The sequence below is a fragment of the Buttiauxella sp. S19-1 genome, from assembly GCF_022134725.1.
GTDB lineage: Bacteria > Pseudomonadota > Gammaproteobacteria > Enterobacterales > Enterobacteriaceae > Buttiauxella > Buttiauxella ferragutiae.
In genome coordinates this window covers 1-14,847 of sequence record NZ_JAHWLU010000021.1, presented here as the reverse complement: position 1 = coordinate 14,847, position 14,847 = coordinate 1, and the positions used below count along the sequence as shown (strand labels likewise).

Below are 14,847 nucleotides of genomic sequence, written 5' to 3'. Positions count from 1 at the left end.
CAGCCCCTGTATAGCATTTGTACTTTATAGTCACGGCAACTTAAATCCAGTCAATTACATTCAATGTAATGTGTGATTTTTAGGTGTTTTATTATTTATTGCTGTTCGGCTATATAGCATTTTTATATTCAGAATATTAAGCGTTAAAGATAATTTAAAAAAAACAAACAGTCTGCCGGATAAAACAGAAACGTCTTACCCGCTATATTCCTGCATTTCTATATTGAACTCTCATTGTTATTGAGTCATTTAAATTTCATGGTTAACCAGAAAAAATCATATAAAAGCCGCGTTATTGCTCCTGAGCAAGGCAAGCTTTATCCCACAATGGAATTGGGGCAAGAACAAGAGATCCGCTTGTTGCAAGTTTATGTCGACAGCGCGATGGAACGCATCTCAATTATGCTGGGGCAATTTCTGCGGTCAGTGGGCTGCATTCGCGTCGAGCCGCTGGAGCTGGAGTTTCGCGAATTGTCGCCCGTGGAACAGAAACAATGGATTTGGTGCGCTGCTTTGGCTCCACTCGGTGGCCGCGCCAGCAAAATGTTCCGATTTGGCATGCACCGGGCCACTTCCGCATTCCTGACGGAATCAGCCCTGGGACTCAAACCCGCTAACCCGGCGGATACAAACAACGATCAGCCTCCGAGTGAAACAGAGCTACGTTTTTTGAATTTGTTGGGAAATACCCTGACTCAAGGCGTCATTGCGGAAAACCCTTATTTGCAGGAATTGAGCTGGCAGCAACAGCCTTCAGACTCTCCGGAAAGAAAGGGGCTATGTATGACGATGCAACTGGTTTTCCACGAGCACACCTGGCCACTCACTCTCCACTGGCATACAGAGTTTGCTGAACTACTGGATAAGGGAAGTGACCAGACACCGGTTGCACCACCCATCACCAGGCACCAGCTCGAAGAGTCGTTAAGAAAAATTCCTGTCCAGCTTAAGACGACATTGTTCAGCCGCAAACTGACGATACTCGAGCTGGAACAACTGCTGCAAGGCGAGCTCCTTCCCATTGTGCTGCAAGAGCGGGTGACTTTGGGTTGCGGAGGCTTTTCTATGGGTGTAGGTCGGATTTATGACCGTAATGGACACCTGGCATTTCAACTGCACGATGTTTCTCAACAGACATCTTGAATACCATTTGGAGGTTTTAAATGGCCAAAGAAAAGAATATGGACCTGGATATGTCTGGCCTGGATGTCGAGGGGTTTGACGATCTATTTGCCAACGAGGAAGAAATTCTCGACGAGAGCGAACCGAAAGCGACAGTTGTTGAAAAACGTCCCTTATCCTTCTTCCACCGTCTGCCCGTCAACTTGTCTCTGGAAGTTGCCAGCACAGAAATTCCGCTAGAAGAGTTAATGACTCTGGCCGAAGGTGCTGTGGTCCAGATGAACAAACTGAGCCACCAGCCTTTGGATGTAAAGGTCAACGGCATTTTGATCGGTGCTGCCGAGGTGGTTATCGTTGATGGTCAGTATGGGTTGCGTATGACCGAGGTGTTTGACGACATCAACTGGTCAAAGCTGGCCTGATGTGATGAGTGCAGTATTCCTTTTTCTGCTGCTCGGCTTGATGCCGGCAGTAGCATTTGCCAGCGACGTCCCACTCTTGAGCATTACCAATGGAGAGGGGCAACAGGACTATTCAGTCAAGTTGCAGGTTCTGTTGCTAATGACCATGTTGGGGTTACTCCCCTCCATGCTATTGCTGATGACCTGTTTCACCAGGATCATCATCGTCCTGGGGATACTGCGTCAAGCGATAGGCTTACAGAGTTCTCCATCCAACCGTCTGCTGATCTCCATTGCACTCAGTATGACAATGCTGCTGATGAAACCCATCTGGCAGGATATTTATCAGAATGCCTTTGTCCCTTATGACGAAGACAAGATCACGCTGCTACAAGCGGTTTCCCGGGCAGAACAGCCGATTCGAAAATTTATGCTAGCGCAGACAAGAAAAACCGATCTGGATCTGATGATCAGGGTCGCGGGAGAGCCACGTACCACCTCCGCGCAGGAAGTGAGTTTTTCCATCCTGATGCCTGCATTTGTGCTGAGCGAGCTGAAAACGGCATTCCAGATAGGGTTCATGCTATTCATTCCGTTTGTGGTCATCGACATGGTGGTAGCGACCGTGTTGATGTCGATGGGGATGATGATGCTTTCTCCGGTGATCATTTCACTGCCGATAAAGCTGATGGTGTTTGTCCTTGCTGATGGCTGGAGCATGGTCGTCAACACCCTCGCCATGAGTTTTGGGGGCATTCAATGACCCCTGATAATCTGATGGCAATGATGGTGGAAGTGACCTACACCATCATCATGCTGGTCTGTATCCTCGTCCTGCCAGGTATGCTGGTGGGGCTACTGGTGAGTATTATTCAGGCGGTGACCCAAATTCAGGAACAGACTCTGAGTTTCCTGCCCCGCTTCGTCGTCACCATGCTGGTTATCATTTTCGCGGGACAGTGGATGGTCAAACAGATGCTGGAGCTTTTCAACAGCATCAATCAGTACATCCTCTCTTCAATGCACTGATATGTTAGAAATTACTGCCGCTGAATTATTGCAGGCCTATGGGCGCGTCTGGTGGCCCTTCCTGCGCATAGGGAGTGCCTTCGCCGTCCTGCCGTTATTGGGATATCCGCTGATCCCGATACAGGTTCGGGTCATGCTGGCGCTGCTTATCGCCGTACTAGCAGCCCCTATGCTACCCGCGATGCCTGCGGTCGATCCCCTATCGCTGCACGCTGTCTTTCTGAGCATTGAGCAAATCGTCCTGGGTGCGATGATGGCGCTGTTTCCGGTTTGCTTAATCCAAGTGCTGGTGCTGGTCGGTGAACTGCTCTCCATGCAGATGGGCCTGAGCATGGCGCGGATGAATGACCCGGTTAATGGTCTTGCTATCCCTGTGTTAGGCAGCTTTTTTAGCAATATGGGACTACTGCTCTACGCCAGCATGAACGGTCATCTGGTGATGCTGGAGATTCTGGTGGAGAGTTTCAGGATCTGGACGGTGGGTGATGGCCTGTTCAATGTGAATTCATCCAACCTGATCCAGCTGTTTTCTTGGGTACTGGCAGCCTCTCTGATGTTGTCATTGCCTGCCATGGTCGCCATGTATTTGGTCAACCTCACCTTTGGGGTGCTTTCCAGGGTCGCTCCGTCACTCAATATTTTTGTATTGGGTTTTCCCATGGCTCTGGTGTGCGGATTGTTTTGTATTTTGCTCACTATCAGTGGATTACCTGATCGGTTCGCCGACCTGGCGCAGGATATTTTCCTGAGTGCTCGCGGTTACTATGGAGGCGCAAAATGAGTACGGAAAAGACCGAAAAACCCTCATCCCACCGACTTGATAAAGCGCGAGCAAAAGGGCAGATCCCCAGGGCTAAGGATTTGGCCATGGCCATCAGTCTGGTCGCTATCTCTTCTTTTGCATTGCCCCTTTTTACCCAGATTGGCGAGGCACTAAAGCAGATAATGGCCTTTAACTTGTCGTTGACCCGTGAGGAAATAACCGATCCCGCGCAGATGGCCAGGCACCTGGGGCATAGCCTCTTTGAGGCACTACTGGCCTTGCTACCGTTGGCGGGGTTCATCGTTATTCTTGGCATCGTGGCGCACATTATGATGGGGGGCTGGAATTTTTCACTGGACCCGCTGCTCCCCCGCTTCTCTAAGATAAGCCCCATGACCGGGTTTAAACGAATCTTTGGCGTGCAGTCTCTGGTCGAGTTTGCCAAGTCGGTAATGAAGATAGTGTTAATTACTGCCACGGTATTGATCTATACCAGCTCAGTCATGGCCGCAATTACCGCTCTCTATTACACCGGGCTGAAAGATGCTACCCAACTGGGCATTAAGATCCTGGTGGATGGCATGTTCTATATGGCTCTGGCGATGTTGGTTATCGGTATGTTCGATGCCCCCTATCAGTTATGGAACCATCTGCGCGGGCTTCGTATGAGCAAGCAAGAGCTGAAGGAAGAGCATAAGAATTTGCAGGGAAATCCGGAAATAAAGGGGCGCATTCGCCGTATTCAAATGTCGATGGCGATGCGTTCAATGCGCCGCGCCTTGCCCGAGGCCAATGTTGTACTAACTAACCCGACACACTATGCAGTAGCGATCAAATACGATCCTGAAAAATGTGATGCCCCCTTTGTCATTGCCAAAGGTGAAGACCATATGGCGCTACAGATGCGCTCTCTGGCTCAGTCGCTGGGAGTGGAAGTGCTGGAGATACCCGCGCTGGCCCGTTCAGTCTATTACACAACTCGTGTGAATCAGCAGGTCCCTCCCGGCCTTTACGTCATCATGGCGCAAATACTGCACCATGTGTTGCGTCTGAAGGCCTTTCGTCTCGGCAAGGGCGACCAGCCGGCTCCGCTCTCGTCAGTCGAGATCCCTGATTCATTAAGATATTGATGGTGACCCGTGAAATTTTTGAACACCCTTTTTGCAGGTACCTCGCGTAGCTTCATCGCGATTCCTCTGCTGATCTTGTCGCTATTGGCGATGATAGTGCTGCCATTGCCGGCATTTATGCTGGATGGCTTCTTCACTTTCAACATCGTGCTTTCCATGATAGTTCTGTTGGTCGCCCTCTCTATCCGGCGTCCACTGGACTTCTCTATCTTCCCGACCGTGCTGCTGATCGCCACGTTGCTGCGTTTGTGTATGAACGTCGCCTCCACCCGTGTGGTATTGCAGTTCGGTCACGAGTCACCCGATGCGGCCGGTAAGGTCGTTGAGTCCTTCGGTAAAGTCGTTATCGGGGGTAACTATGTGGTGGGGATGGTGGTGTTCCTCATCCTGATGATCATCAACTTCATCGTTATCACCAAGGGTAGTGAACGTATCTCGGAAGTCGCCGCGCGCTTTACCCTCGACGCCTTGCCCGGCAAACAGATGGCCATCGATGCCGATTTGAACGCTGGCATGATTGACCAGCGTCAGGCCAAGGAGCGCCGTGACGAGATAGCCCTGGAAGCCGATTTCTATGGCTCAATGGATGGTGCATCCAAGTTCGTTAAAGGGGATGCGATCGCCGGCCTTCTGATCCTGTTTATCAACCTCTTCGGTGGCGTGGCCATCGGTGTCTTCCAGCATGGACTCAGTTTCTCTGAAGCTATGTCGGTGTATAGCCTGCTCTCCATCGGTGACGGCCTGGTCGCCCAGATCCCTTCACTGATGCTTGCAGTGTCTGCAGCCATCGTCGTTACCCGAGTTTCAGACTCTGACGACGATATCACCATCCAGTTCCGCGACCAGTTGATGGCCTCTCCGCCGGTTATCTTTACCGCTGCTATCGTCATGTTGGTGATGGGGCTGGTACCGGGTATGCCAACCCTGGTCTTCCTGATTTTTGCCGGTATTCTTGCCTGGGCTGCCTGGAAAACCCGACAACATAAAGCTGAAAAGGTCGCGCCAGCTGATCAGGATCAGATGGAGCGCTTTACCCGCCCGCTGGAAAATGAACTGAAGTGGAGCGATATCCCCTACACCGATCTGCTCAGGCTGGAACTGGGTTATCAGTTGATTTACCTCGTCGATCGCGACAAGGGGGCTGAATTGCTCCAACGTCTGCGCGGTGTGCGTCAGACCCTTTCCGAACAGGCCGGATTTCTACTGCCAGAAGTACGGGTCAGAGACAATATGGGGCTCAAACCAAACCAGTACGCCATCTACCTTAACGGCGTCAAGGTGGCCGTAGCGGACGTCATGCTGGACAGGCTCATGGCAATTAACTCAGGTGAACTGTTGGGGGAGATCCCTGGATTCCTGACCAAGGAACCGGTTTATGGAATGGACGCCGTTTGGATTCAACCCGCAGACAAGGCTAAGGCACTCAACCTCGGTTACTCCGTCGTCGATGTGGCCACCATCATAGGGACACACATCAGCAAGGTCATCCGCAGCAATATTGGTGCGCTCCTGCAACTCGACGATGTGCACCAATTGCAACTGCGTCTGAGCCAGTTGGCTCCAAAACTGGCCGACGAGCTCACCGCAAAATTAACCGCTAACCAACAGTTGAAGGTCTACCGCAACTTGCTGACAGATCAGGTTTCCCTGATGGACGTACGGACGATGGCTCAGAGTCTGGTGGATGGTGCCGAGCTCACCAAAGATCCTTTGCTACTTGCAGCCGAAGCCCGCTGTGCCATGCGCCACACCATTCTGCATGGATTGATCGGCAATGCGACCACAGTACAAGTGTTCACCCTCTCCGATGAGCTGGAGAACATGCTACTCAACGCCGCCACCCAGGCACAACGCAACGGTGGTGTACCGGCCGACAGCTTCCCGATTGAGCCTCAGTTGCTGGCACAGTTACAAAACCGTATGCCAAGCGTTAAAGAGCAAATGTCCTTACAAGGCTGGTCACCGATCCTACTGGTGCTGCCGCAACTGCGTCCACTGCTCGCCCGCTATTCCCGTACCTTTGCCAAGGGTCTGCACGTTCTTTCATTCAATGAGGTTCCTGATGAGCTCCATATCGAAGTCAAAGGAATTCTGGGTTAAGGCGCTACTGGCGGGGTCTTTGCTGGCCATGCCAGCACCACTCTTGTCGCAGGATGCCCTCACTGGGGCAAAAAAAAGCGCCATGTCCTGGAAGGCTCGTCATCCGGATGTGGCGTTTCATGAGAGCTTCTACAACGAAAAACTCACTAAAATCCAGGGGATGATGAATCGTTCAGCCCCTTCTATTCGCTACATCGTCACCCAACTCCAGCGGCGCAAAATGCCGCTGGAACTGATGTTCGTCCCGCTGATCGAGAGCGGCTACAACCCCTACGCAATTTCACCGGTTGGGGCCACCGGCCCCTGGCAGTTGATGCCAAAAACTGCGCAACAATATGGTGTTATCAAGCAAGACTGGTACGACGGACGCAAAGATTTGATGGCCTCTACGCGCGGGGCACTCAATTATCTGAACTATCTGTACAATTTGTTTGAACGTGACTGGCTACTCGCTCTGGCCGCCTACAATGCTGGAGAAGGGACGGTTCGCTCAGCCATGGAGCAAAACAGTGCCAAAGGCCGACAGACCGACTTCTGGTCCCTGTCGCTACCGGAAGAAACCAAAAAGTATGTGCCAAAAATACTGGCACTGGTACGGCTTTACCGGGATGGAAAAATCAAGTTGCCGACGGTACCGGAGGAGTCTCGCCTGATAGCCCTGCATGTCAAAGATGGCGTCAGTCTGGCCTGGCTTGCCAGGCAACTGGGGCGCACCGCTGATGAGCTAAGTTTTTACAATGCGGGTCTGGAAAATGCGGTCGCCCCTCGTGGCAGTCGGGTCGTTTTGATGATGCCAGCAGGCTGGGGAAGACGGGCTCATCAAGTCCTCGGGACAGGCAACAGCATGCAGTTCATGGAGAAAGAACCCCCGGCACTTCCCCTCCTGATAGCCGAGCGACGAGCACTTTCTGACAATGAGCTGAAAAGCCTGGGATGGGGAGTCGGACTGGTGCAGAAGACGCCAGGATCAGCGGATCTTTATTCTGAGCGAACAACGACAAGCCAGAAAAGTGCTCCAGAAAAAAGTAAGGAGCAGGAGAAAGCATCGCAAGATATCAAACCGCAGTGGCGTGCAAAAATAGATCCTCTGAGCCAGTGGAATCAGCCTAAGACGGAGCAGCCACCCCGCTCAGGGTCTTGAGGCACTCTGTATTATTTTCGCTCCTCGCCTGATGGCTCAGGTGTCCTGGTTGTCTCAAACAGTGGCGTAAAAGCCGTAGGCGTTTCTTGCTGCTGATTTTGCCCGGTCAGGTTGCTGATTAGAGTGATCTGATGTTGAGTGACCCCCAACAGTAAGCGTTGATTTTCTACCTGAACCAGCACAAGTTTCTCCTTCAAGCCCATCGAAAGCACCGACTGAACTCGCATTTCCCCCCCGCTACGCCAGGAAGTACGCGATTTCTTCTTTGCCAGCAGAAATACCACTCCGCCTACCAGAAGCACAACCACGCAGGTAATAAGCCATGACTTGAAACTGGAGATGTCCTGACGCAAAGGACTGGCCAGGGTGGACAGTGGCAACATGAGCATGAACAAGCTGAGCAGATACTTCATTGGGATACTCCGGATCAGATTTGAGCGAACATGGGGCCAGGCGTCAGAAGACACCTTTTGCCCTGACCTTGCGTACCTTCGCCGCCGTTTCCGAAAGGTCATGCAGCTGACCCCCACCGAGTGCCTGGTTAGCTTGAGTACTTTGAGTTGTCTGGTTGGCCTGAGCTGCTGGACTGGACTGAGTGACTGGAGTGGCCGGATGCATGCTTGCTGTAGACTCAGACAGGCTTGCCGCACCAGCTGATGCCAGTATGTCGAGTAGATTCGCCTGCTGCTGTAAAAGGCGGCTCTGCTCCTGCAACTGTTTCAGCATATTTGCCTGCGTCTGCAACTGTCCACTTGGCTCATTGAAGCCAGCCGCCTCATCTTTCACGCTGAGTAGAGGATAAAGTTGATCGGCAATGCGCGTAGCCAAATCGTCGGGGGCTAATGAGTCAAGCGGATTGGCCGTCGGTTTCCCGGCCCCTGGTGTTAACTGATGTTCCTCAAGAGTTTTATAGAGGAACTCAGGGTCCAGGCGGTGCAGTTGCAGATTTTGGGAGAGGGATTTGACCAGGTTGGGATCCAGCAGACTCAGGAACAACCCCGACAGGTAAATGTCTTTGTGCATCTGCAACTGGAAGAAATCAAAGGCGTCATTATCACTATTGAGCATTTTACCACGCTGATACCAGCGCTGTAATGACGCCAGAGCCAGGCGATCACTCGCCTGGCTTGAATCCAGCTTGAGGGTAATCTGAACCTCACTGACTGGATTAGACATGGCCAACCTCTAGCATGACGGGGGCTTCGCTGAACACCTCATCCTCATCGCTGATATAGAGACAGATTTCGCGAGAGAGTGCAGACTGGGAGTCTTCAACTAAAATGACACGCTCACCCAGGGTCGAGTAACTGGCCTGAATAGTAGGGTAGATAAGAGCAGCACCACCGCCGACCAGATACACTCGGTTAGGATTACGGGCAAATTTCTTTGCTTCTTCCGCTACAAAATGACCCAGTTCTTCAATTTTACGCTCAAGTTTCTCAAGAATGCGCGCGATCTGGGACTCGTCGTTGATCACCTCACGCACAAAGTTAGCATCATGTCGGCGTTTAATAAGTTCGTTAGCGACCAAATAGCTAGACTCGCTGTCGGCGGCAGCCAGTGCGGTGCGCGCAGCATCAGTCACTAAAGAAACGCCAAGCGCACGGTTGCCGTAAACCTCAGAGATCTCGTCAAATTCACCGACGATAAGCCCCATATCCAGCGTCGTGCCACCGCAGTCGATGACCAGCGTTTTGGTATAAGGGTTCACACCAGAGTTCATCAGACGGGTCAGTACGGCTGGCAGGCTTTCAGGCATCACATCGACGCTGACAATGTTAAACAACTCGCCTTTGTTCAGGCTGATAGGTCGCATCAAGTTTTGCTTTTTGCGTTCGATGTTCGCGTCATTACGCTGGCAGTCATCCTGCTGATAGTACTCGGTGATAGGCAGGGTCACGGTAATAGCCACATCGCAAGGAGGAAGACCGGTCTGCAACAAAGCGTGATGCACCGCCAGCAGATTCAGATCACCATATTGGTAGTCAATATGCGTGGTGGAAAGAGACTTCTCCGAGGTCGGGTCATAGGTGTACTTGTTAATCCCGATTTCATAGTTGTAGACCTGCTTACTCCGCAGCAAGGCAGCGCTCTTCCAGTCCTTACGAAAAGAGTTAGGAGAAATGATGCTCTTAAGGGTCTTATTGGCTATCCAGCTTGCCTTGACGTTGGTTGAACCGTCGTCGATAGCAATTTTAAGCGGCTTAGTCATGATGTTGTGCCTCACTCTAATTCAAAAAGGTTATGTATTTAGAAGGTTGTGTATGCAAAAAGATGGTGATGAGGCCGAGTATTACCACCCGTCCAGGGTGACAAGCCGTGCCCGGTTGAGGGCCAGCTCATCGAGTATATTTTGCTCTCGCCTCTGCGCCTCAAGAGCCTGGCGAGCCTGTAGTCGCTCCAGCATGATTTCACTGCTTTTTCTGGCGACGAAGGCATTCAGCACTTCCTTCTTTTGCTGAACAATTGAGAGCTTGAGCGCAACCTGCTCGTCGTGCTGCTTATCGATCAGATCGCCCAGTTGACGATGCATGATGCTGCGGTTATGCAGAGAAAAGGCCGGGTTATAATCAGGCAGGCGCGACATTTCGCGGCGATATTGCCCCAACGCGTCCAGCGAGCGTTGTGCCTCGACTCTGCGAGTTTCAAGCGTGGCAAGCTCCCTGCTCTCTTTGTCCAGTTTGCGGCTCTGTATGCCGTGCAGTTGGTTGAGGGCTTTCATTTATTACCCGCTTCCATCAGTTCCTGTAACAAAGCCTGGGTCTGCTGCAAATTCGCCCCCTGCCGGGAAGACTGTTGCAAATATTCGAGCATCTGCGGGAATAGCGTGACAGCTTTGTCCATCTCCTCATCATGCCCCGCCTGATACCCCCCCAGCGGGATCAACTCGCGTACCTGTTGGTACAGGCTGTAGTAGCGACGAAACTGTTGAATCTGCCGGATCTGCGCGGCACTACAAATCAACGGTATGACACGACTGGCCGAGGCGGATACATCTATTGCTGGGTAAATGCCCTGCTCTGCGATATCGCGCCGCAAAACAATGTGACCATCAAGGATGGCCCGCGCCGCATCAGCGATGGGGTCATTGTGGTCATCCCCTTCCACCAATACGGTGTAGATAGCACTGAGGCTACCTTCCGAGTTATAACCATTGCCTGCCCTCTCCACCAGTTGCGGTAGTTGGGTGAATACTGATGGCGGATATCCCTTGGTTGCAGGTGGTTCACCCAGCGACAGAGCAATTTCCCTCTGCGCGATGGCATAGCGGGTCAGGGAATCCATCAACAACAACACATGCTTACCCCGGTCCCGGAAACTCTCGGCAATACGGTGGCACACCTGGGAGGCCCGGAGCCTGAGCAGAGGTGAAACATCAGCTGGAGCAACCACAACGACAGCCTTGCGACGTCCTTCTTCACCCAACGTATGTTGTAAGAACTCAGCAACCTCACGTCCACGTTCCCCGATAAGGCCAACCACAACCACGTCAGCATCGGTAAATCGAGTCATCATGCTGAGCAGGACACTCTTACCCACCCCGCTGCCAGCAAACAGTCCGATACGCTGGCCACGACCGAGCGGCAATATGCCATTGATCGCCTTGACGCCAACATCGAGCGGGGTCTTGATCGGTTGCCGTTCAAGCGGATTCAAAGGCGGTTGATGCAAGGAAATACGCTCCCCTTCCAAAGGACCCAGACCGTCCAGAGGACGACCCAGACCATCCAGAATACGGCCCAGCAGTGCTGGCCCTACAACCAGCTCACTATCACCTTCTTGTGGGGAAACTCTGGCACCGGGGAACAAGCCAGTGACCTGTTCAAGGGGCATCAAAAAGGTGCGATCTTGATTGAACCCCACCACTTCAGTTTCAAGCCAGGACTCCTTACCCACTTCAACGAGTGCCCTTTGGCCAATAGATAGAGGGCATCCCGTCACCTCCAGCAGCAAACCAGTGACACGCACCAACTTCCCGTAGATCTGTGCAGGAGGAACCCGGTATTCATCAAGTTCTAGCCGATTGAGCAAGGAGTTCAGAGAGCGCATAGGATCAACCCCTGAAGTCATCGTCGCTAAGCTTGTCCACAGGCAACGAAAGATCGGACACCATGTCCTCCTTGCGCCATGGCGAGTTATGCGGCGAGATGGTACAAGGCTCCACGTTGGATGCCTCCAGCCCATTCAGTTCAGTGGTATCGGCCAGTTGGTTACGCAACTGATCGACGCAAAGGTCAAGGCGATCGTCTAACTTGCTCTCAGCTTCAGCCAACCCAGTCTGGATATGGAAGCTGCCAGGTGACAGCTGAGGATCCGGCTGCAACGCCCAACGCTCCAGCGATTCCGGTGCATATTCCTTAAGCAAATCGTGAGTAGCGGGATCCAATTGAATCGAGACCGAACCCTGTGGCTTAGGCAGCAACGCCAGTGTCTCTTCAATAAGCGGCAGGATCTGGGTTGGTTTCTGGGTAAGCTCGGTTCGCAATACCTGACGGCAGACCTGTGAAACCAGGCGGCAGAGGCTTTCTCTTTGCCAGTCCAGCGTTTCCTGCAACGCGGACTCGAGGGAATTGTAGATCTGTTCTACTTTATCCAGCGCGGCATCCAGATTGGGTTTGCATTCCTGGTAGGCTTGCTGAAGCCCGGCCTCACGCCCTTCCTTCATCCCAGCCTGTAAACCATGCTCCAGGCCCTGTAGCTTCCCTTGTTCAAGCCCACTACGTACCCCTTCGGCAAAACCCGCCTCATGCCCCTCTTCCATCAAAGCCTGATATTTCGCCGTGACCTGTTGTGGCGAGTCGTATAGCTGCTCCACAGGCGTAGAGACCGGCAGTGAGGACTGCTGGGATATGTTAGGAAAATGGTAGCGATGGACACTGCGCGGGGGCCCGTCTTTTTTGCTGTGCAGTGGCATGAGTTACTCCAAAACCTTCTCTTCGAAGAGGCGAAACTCGAACTTCTCGCCATCTTCTGCGTCTTCATTCTCTGCGATAAGCTCACGCACCCGGGTCATGATCTCAGCTTCAGCCGCTCTGACCACACTGGCAGGAAGCCCCCCCAGAACTCGCATTTGATCCTGGATTGCATTGGCCTGTCGTTTCGGCAGACAACGCAAAATGGCCTGACGCAGGGACGGAGTTGCTCCCTTTATTGCCTTAGCCCAGACATCAGGTTCAACTTCCTGGCACAGCCGCACTATCGTGGCCTCAGGCTGACGCTCCAAAATAGAGAACCGATACATGTTGTTTTCTATTTCCTCGGCCAATCCTTGATCATGCTCACGCACGTTCTCCAGCAATTGGGCGCTGTTGCCGTGATAGCGGGAAATCAGACCTGCAGCCTGTTCAATACCGCTCACTGATGTTTGAACACCCTGCTGAACCATGGTCAGGCACTTCTGAATGATCTTCTCCAGCTCAGCAACCATGTTCTGATTAATTTCACGCAGGTTAGCCATGTTCAAGATCAGCCGATTATGCTGTGCCTGTGGCAAGAATTTCATGACCTCAGCAGAGACTTCCTGCGGTAATAAAGCCAGGAAGGTCGCCTGCAACGGCAGCATCTCATGTTGCAAGTTGGAGGCGATCAGAGCCGGGGAAATCCACTGTAATTGATGCATGTTTTCCCTGATCTGCTCGCCATAGACGTCATTGATCACCCCTTTAGCCAACTCAGGGCCAAGGGCGACGTCCAGGGTGCGCTCAAGAAAACCACGGGAGGCACGGGAGATACCGCTAAGCTCGCGATAGTCAACAAACAGGCGAGACAGCACCTTTTCCAGGTGCTGATTCTTAACATGACCCACTTCGGTCATCGCCCGGACTATCTCCTGAACATGCTCGCGGCTCAGGCTACGCAAAATATTACCGGCCTGGTGCTCACTGAGCGTCAACAGTAACAGCCCGGCCTGCTCAGCATTTTTAAGCGGTTGTTGTTCGATCTCTTCACTCATGGCTAATCATCATCTGGTATTCATCCACTGTTCCAACACTTCCGCTACCCGTTTAGGATCATGGTCCGCCAATAGCTGCAAGTGGGCCAATTTATCCCGCAGAGGCGAGTTGGTGTCAGGAAGTTCAGTCAGGTTATCAAACTCAATGTTACGGTTATGTTTCCTGAAATATTCATCCTCTTCTTTCGCTTTCCCGCTGCCACCCGATTCGCCACTGTCGATAGACGCGGTTCCGGTCGCAGCAGTAGCGCTAACCGGGCTACGCTGTATCAGATGCTGCATTAGCTTGCGGATGACGAAGAAGATCAGACACAGGCCGAGGATGGTTCCTATCAGATAGCGGGCGTAGATCAGCAAGACTGGGTCCTGCCACCACTTACTATCCAATGACGGATTGATGCCATCTTCCGAGAAGGGGAATACATTGAGGCTGAACTGGTCACCACGCTCTTTATCAAAGCCCACGGCATCCAGAGACATTTGACGGATATTGGTCAATTGCTCGGCGCTCCAGCCTTTTTCCGGTGACACCGTCTGGTTGAGTACCACCGACACACTGAGGTTATTCAGACGGCCCTGCTGATACTTGGTGTGAGTGATGGTGCGACCAACGTCGTAGCGGCGCTGTTGCTCATCACGATCATTCGTCATACGCCCAGCCGACGCTGGCTGGTTTGGCTGCTGATTGCCCTGCTGTTGTGGATCGGTGACCGGAGGGCGGTTGCTCAGCGCACCAGGGATACCGTTCAGTTGCCCCCCCTGGGACGAGTCTTTCTGCACACGTTCTTCGCGTATGACCGGGCTCTCATCAAGGGCTTCTCGGGTTTCTTCTACCGCATCGAAGGTCAGCTGTGCCGTAACTTGTACCTTGTAGTTGTTGTTCCCCAGCACAGGACGTAGCATTTCGCTGACACGGCGCTCGTAGTTACGCTCAACCTGCTTCTGGTAATCCAACTGATGGACGGTTAACTTGGCACCAGAGAGTTCATCGTTCAGATCCTGCGTGAGCAAATTGCCATATTGGTCGATGACGGAGATGTCTTTGGTAGCAAGATTGGAGATACTTCCCTTGATCAGGTTTACGATAGCCAGAACTTGCCCAGCCTCCATCCGAGTAGAGGGTTCCAGTTCGAGCATGACGGAAGCAGAAGGAAGCTCTTCGTTATTGCGCAGAAAGATTTGTTTCTCAGGAATAGCCAGATGCACCC

General features: G+C 52.4%; 16 protein-coding genes. 8 read left to right on the top strand and 8 right to left on the bottom strand.

Going from position 1 to position 14,847, the window contains the following annotated elements:
• Positions 1 to 258 precede the first annotated feature (258 nt).
• From MES37_RS07420 to MES37_RS07385, 8 genes are all read left to right on the top strand, one after another.
• Positions 259 to 1,143 carry a FliM/FliN family flagellar motor switch protein gene (locus tag MES37_RS07420; RefSeq protein ID WP_133522908.1) on the top strand — a complete coding sequence of 295 codons (885 nt, stop codon included), beginning with the start codon at positions 259 to 261 and terminating at the stop codon, positions 1,141 to 1,143.
• A gap of 20 nt (positions 1,144 to 1,163) precedes the next feature.
• Positions 1,164 to 1,544 carry a FliM/FliN family flagellar motor switch protein gene (locus tag MES37_RS07415; protein ID WP_064544140.1) on the top strand — a complete coding sequence of 127 codons (381 nt, stop codon included), beginning with the start codon at positions 1,164 to 1,166 and terminating at the stop codon, positions 1,542 to 1,544.
• Positions 1,545 to 1,548: 4 nt separating this feature from the next.
• On the top strand, positions 1,549 to 2,286 hold the full coding sequence (gene fliP / locus MES37_RS07410) for a flagellar type III secretion system pore protein FliP (RefSeq protein ID WP_064544138.1): 738 nt from the start codon (positions 1,549 to 1,551) through the stop codon (positions 2,284 to 2,286).
• On the top strand, positions 2,283 to 2,552 hold the full coding sequence (locus MES37_RS07405; protein ID WP_064544136.1) for a flagellar biosynthetic protein FliQ: 270 nt from the start codon (positions 2,283 to 2,285) through the stop codon (positions 2,550 to 2,552). The genes fliP and MES37_RS07405 overlap by 4 nt, the downstream gene beginning before the upstream one ends.
• Position 2,553: 1 nt before the next feature.
• Positions 2,554 to 3,333 (top strand): flagellar biosynthetic protein FliR, encoded by a 780-nt coding sequence (gene fliR / locus MES37_RS07400; protein WP_064544134.1) that lies wholly within the window; start codon positions 2,554 to 2,556, stop codon positions 3,331 to 3,333.
• Positions 3,330 to 4,445 (top strand): flagellar biosynthesis protein FlhB, encoded by a 1,116-nt coding sequence (gene flhB / locus MES37_RS07395; RefSeq protein ID WP_133522907.1) that lies wholly within the window; start codon positions 3,330 to 3,332, stop codon positions 4,443 to 4,445. The genes fliR and flhB overlap by 4 nt, the downstream gene beginning before the upstream one ends.
• Before the next feature lie 90 nt (positions 4,446 to 4,535).
• Complete coding sequence (locus MES37_RS07390) at positions 4,536 to 6,545, top strand: flagellar biosynthesis protein FlhA (protein ID WP_406531262.1); 2,010 nt, start codon at positions 4,536 to 4,538, stop codon at positions 6,543 to 6,545.
• A complete protein-coding gene (locus tag MES37_RS07385) occupies positions 6,508 to 7,686 on the top strand; it encodes a transglycosylase SLT domain-containing protein (RefSeq protein WP_064544127.1) in 1,179 nt (392 codons plus the stop codon). The genes MES37_RS07390 and MES37_RS07385 overlap by 38 nt, the downstream gene beginning before the upstream one ends.
• 11 nt (positions 7,687 to 7,697) lie before the next feature.
• Here the strand turns inward: MES37_RS07385 and MES37_RS07380 are convergent, their stop codons facing one another.
• From MES37_RS07380 to fliF, 8 genes are all read right to left on the bottom strand, one after another.
• Positions 7,698 to 8,099, bottom strand: coding sequence for a FliO/MopB family protein (locus MES37_RS07380; RefSeq protein ID WP_064544125.1), 402 nt, complete (start codon positions 8,097 to 8,099; stop codon positions 7,698 to 7,700).
• A 43-nt stretch (positions 8,100 to 8,142) separates the two neighbouring features.
• Entirely contained in the window at positions 8,143 to 8,862 is a 720-nt protein-coding gene (locus tag MES37_RS07375) for a hypothetical protein (protein ID WP_237930820.1), read from the bottom strand.
• Entirely contained in the window at positions 8,855 to 9,898 is a 1,044-nt protein-coding gene (gene parM / locus MES37_RS07370) for a plasmid segregation protein ParM domain-containing protein (RefSeq protein WP_064544121.1), read from the bottom strand. Before parM ends, MES37_RS07375 begins: the two co-directional genes overlap by 8 nt.
• An 81-nt stretch (positions 9,899 to 9,979) precedes the next feature.
• Entirely contained in the window at positions 9,980 to 10,408 is a 429-nt protein-coding gene (locus MES37_RS07365) for a flagellar export protein FliJ (protein WP_064544120.1), read from the bottom strand.
• A complete protein-coding gene (locus tag MES37_RS07360; RefSeq protein ID WP_064544117.1) occupies positions 10,405 to 11,736 on the bottom strand; it encodes a FliI/YscN family ATPase in 1,332 nt (443 codons plus the stop codon). The genes MES37_RS07365 and MES37_RS07360 overlap by 4 nt, the downstream gene beginning before the upstream one ends.
• Positions 11,737 to 11,740: 4 nt before the next feature.
• Positions 11,741 to 12,502, bottom strand: a complete 762-nt coding sequence (locus MES37_RS07355) for a FliH/SctL family protein (RefSeq protein WP_166642080.1) — start codon at positions 12,500 to 12,502, stop codon at positions 11,741 to 11,743.
• Positions 12,503 to 12,604: 102 nt separating this feature from the next.
• Positions 12,605 to 13,639 carry a FliG C-terminal domain-containing protein gene (locus MES37_RS07350; protein WP_064544113.1) on the bottom strand — a complete coding sequence of 345 codons (1,035 nt, stop codon included), beginning with the start codon at positions 13,637 to 13,639 and terminating at the stop codon, positions 12,605 to 12,607.
• Between the two features lie 9 nt (positions 13,640 to 13,648).
• A partial coding sequence (fliF, locus tag MES37_RS07345; RefSeq protein ID WP_237930817.1) for a flagellar basal-body MS-ring/collar protein FliF occupies positions 13,649 to 14,847 on the bottom strand: 1,199 nt, incomplete at its 5' end.

Bases quoted from the DNA above. Each gene is read 5' to 3' on its own strand.
- MES37_RS07420 (WP_133522908.1), top strand. From the start codon at position 259: ATGGTTAACCAGAAAAAATCATATAAAAGCCGCGTTATTGCTCCTGAG.
- MES37_RS07415 (WP_064544140.1), top strand. From the start codon at position 1,164: ATGGCCAAAGAAAAGAATATGGACCTGGATATGTCTGGCCTGGATGTC.
- fliP (WP_064544138.1), top strand. From the start codon at position 1,549: ATGAGTGCAGTATTCCTTTTTCTGCTGCTCGGCTTGATGCCGGCAGTA.
- MES37_RS07405 (WP_064544136.1), top strand. From the start codon at position 2,283: ATGACCCCTGATAATCTGATGGCAATGATGGTGGAAGTGACCTACACC.
- fliR (WP_064544134.1), top strand. From the start codon at position 2,554: ATGTTAGAAATTACTGCCGCTGAATTATTGCAGGCCTATGGGCGCGTC.
- flhB (WP_133522907.1), top strand. From the start codon at position 3,330: ATGAGTACGGAAAAGACCGAAAAACCCTCATCCCACCGACTTGATAAA.
- MES37_RS07390 (WP_406531262.1), top strand. From the start codon at position 4,536: ATGATAGTGCTGCCATTGCCGGCATTTATGCTGGATGGCTTCTTCACT.
- MES37_RS07385 (WP_064544127.1), top strand. From the start codon at position 6,508: ATGAGCTCCATATCGAAGTCAAAGGAATTCTGGGTTAAGGCGCTACTG.
- MES37_RS07380 (WP_064544125.1), bottom strand. From the start codon at position 8,099: ATGAAGTATCTGCTCAGCTTGTTCATGCTCATGTTGCCACTGTCCACC.
- MES37_RS07375 (WP_237930820.1), bottom strand. From the start codon at position 8,862: ATGTCTAATCCAGTCAGTGAGGTTCAGATTACCCTCAAGCTGGATTCA.
- parM (WP_064544121.1), bottom strand. From the start codon at position 9,898: ATGACTAAGCCGCTTAAAATTGCTATCGACGACGGTTCAACCAACGTC.
- MES37_RS07365 (WP_064544120.1), bottom strand. From the start codon at position 10,408: ATGAAAGCCCTCAACCAACTGCACGGCATACAGAGCCGCAAACTGGAC.
- MES37_RS07360 (WP_064544117.1), bottom strand. From the start codon at position 11,736: ATGCGCTCTCTGAACTCCTTGCTCAATCGGCTAGAACTTGATGAATAC.
- MES37_RS07350 (WP_064544113.1), bottom strand. From the start codon at position 13,639: ATGAGTGAAGAGATCGAACAACAACCGCTTAAAAATGCTGAGCAGGCC.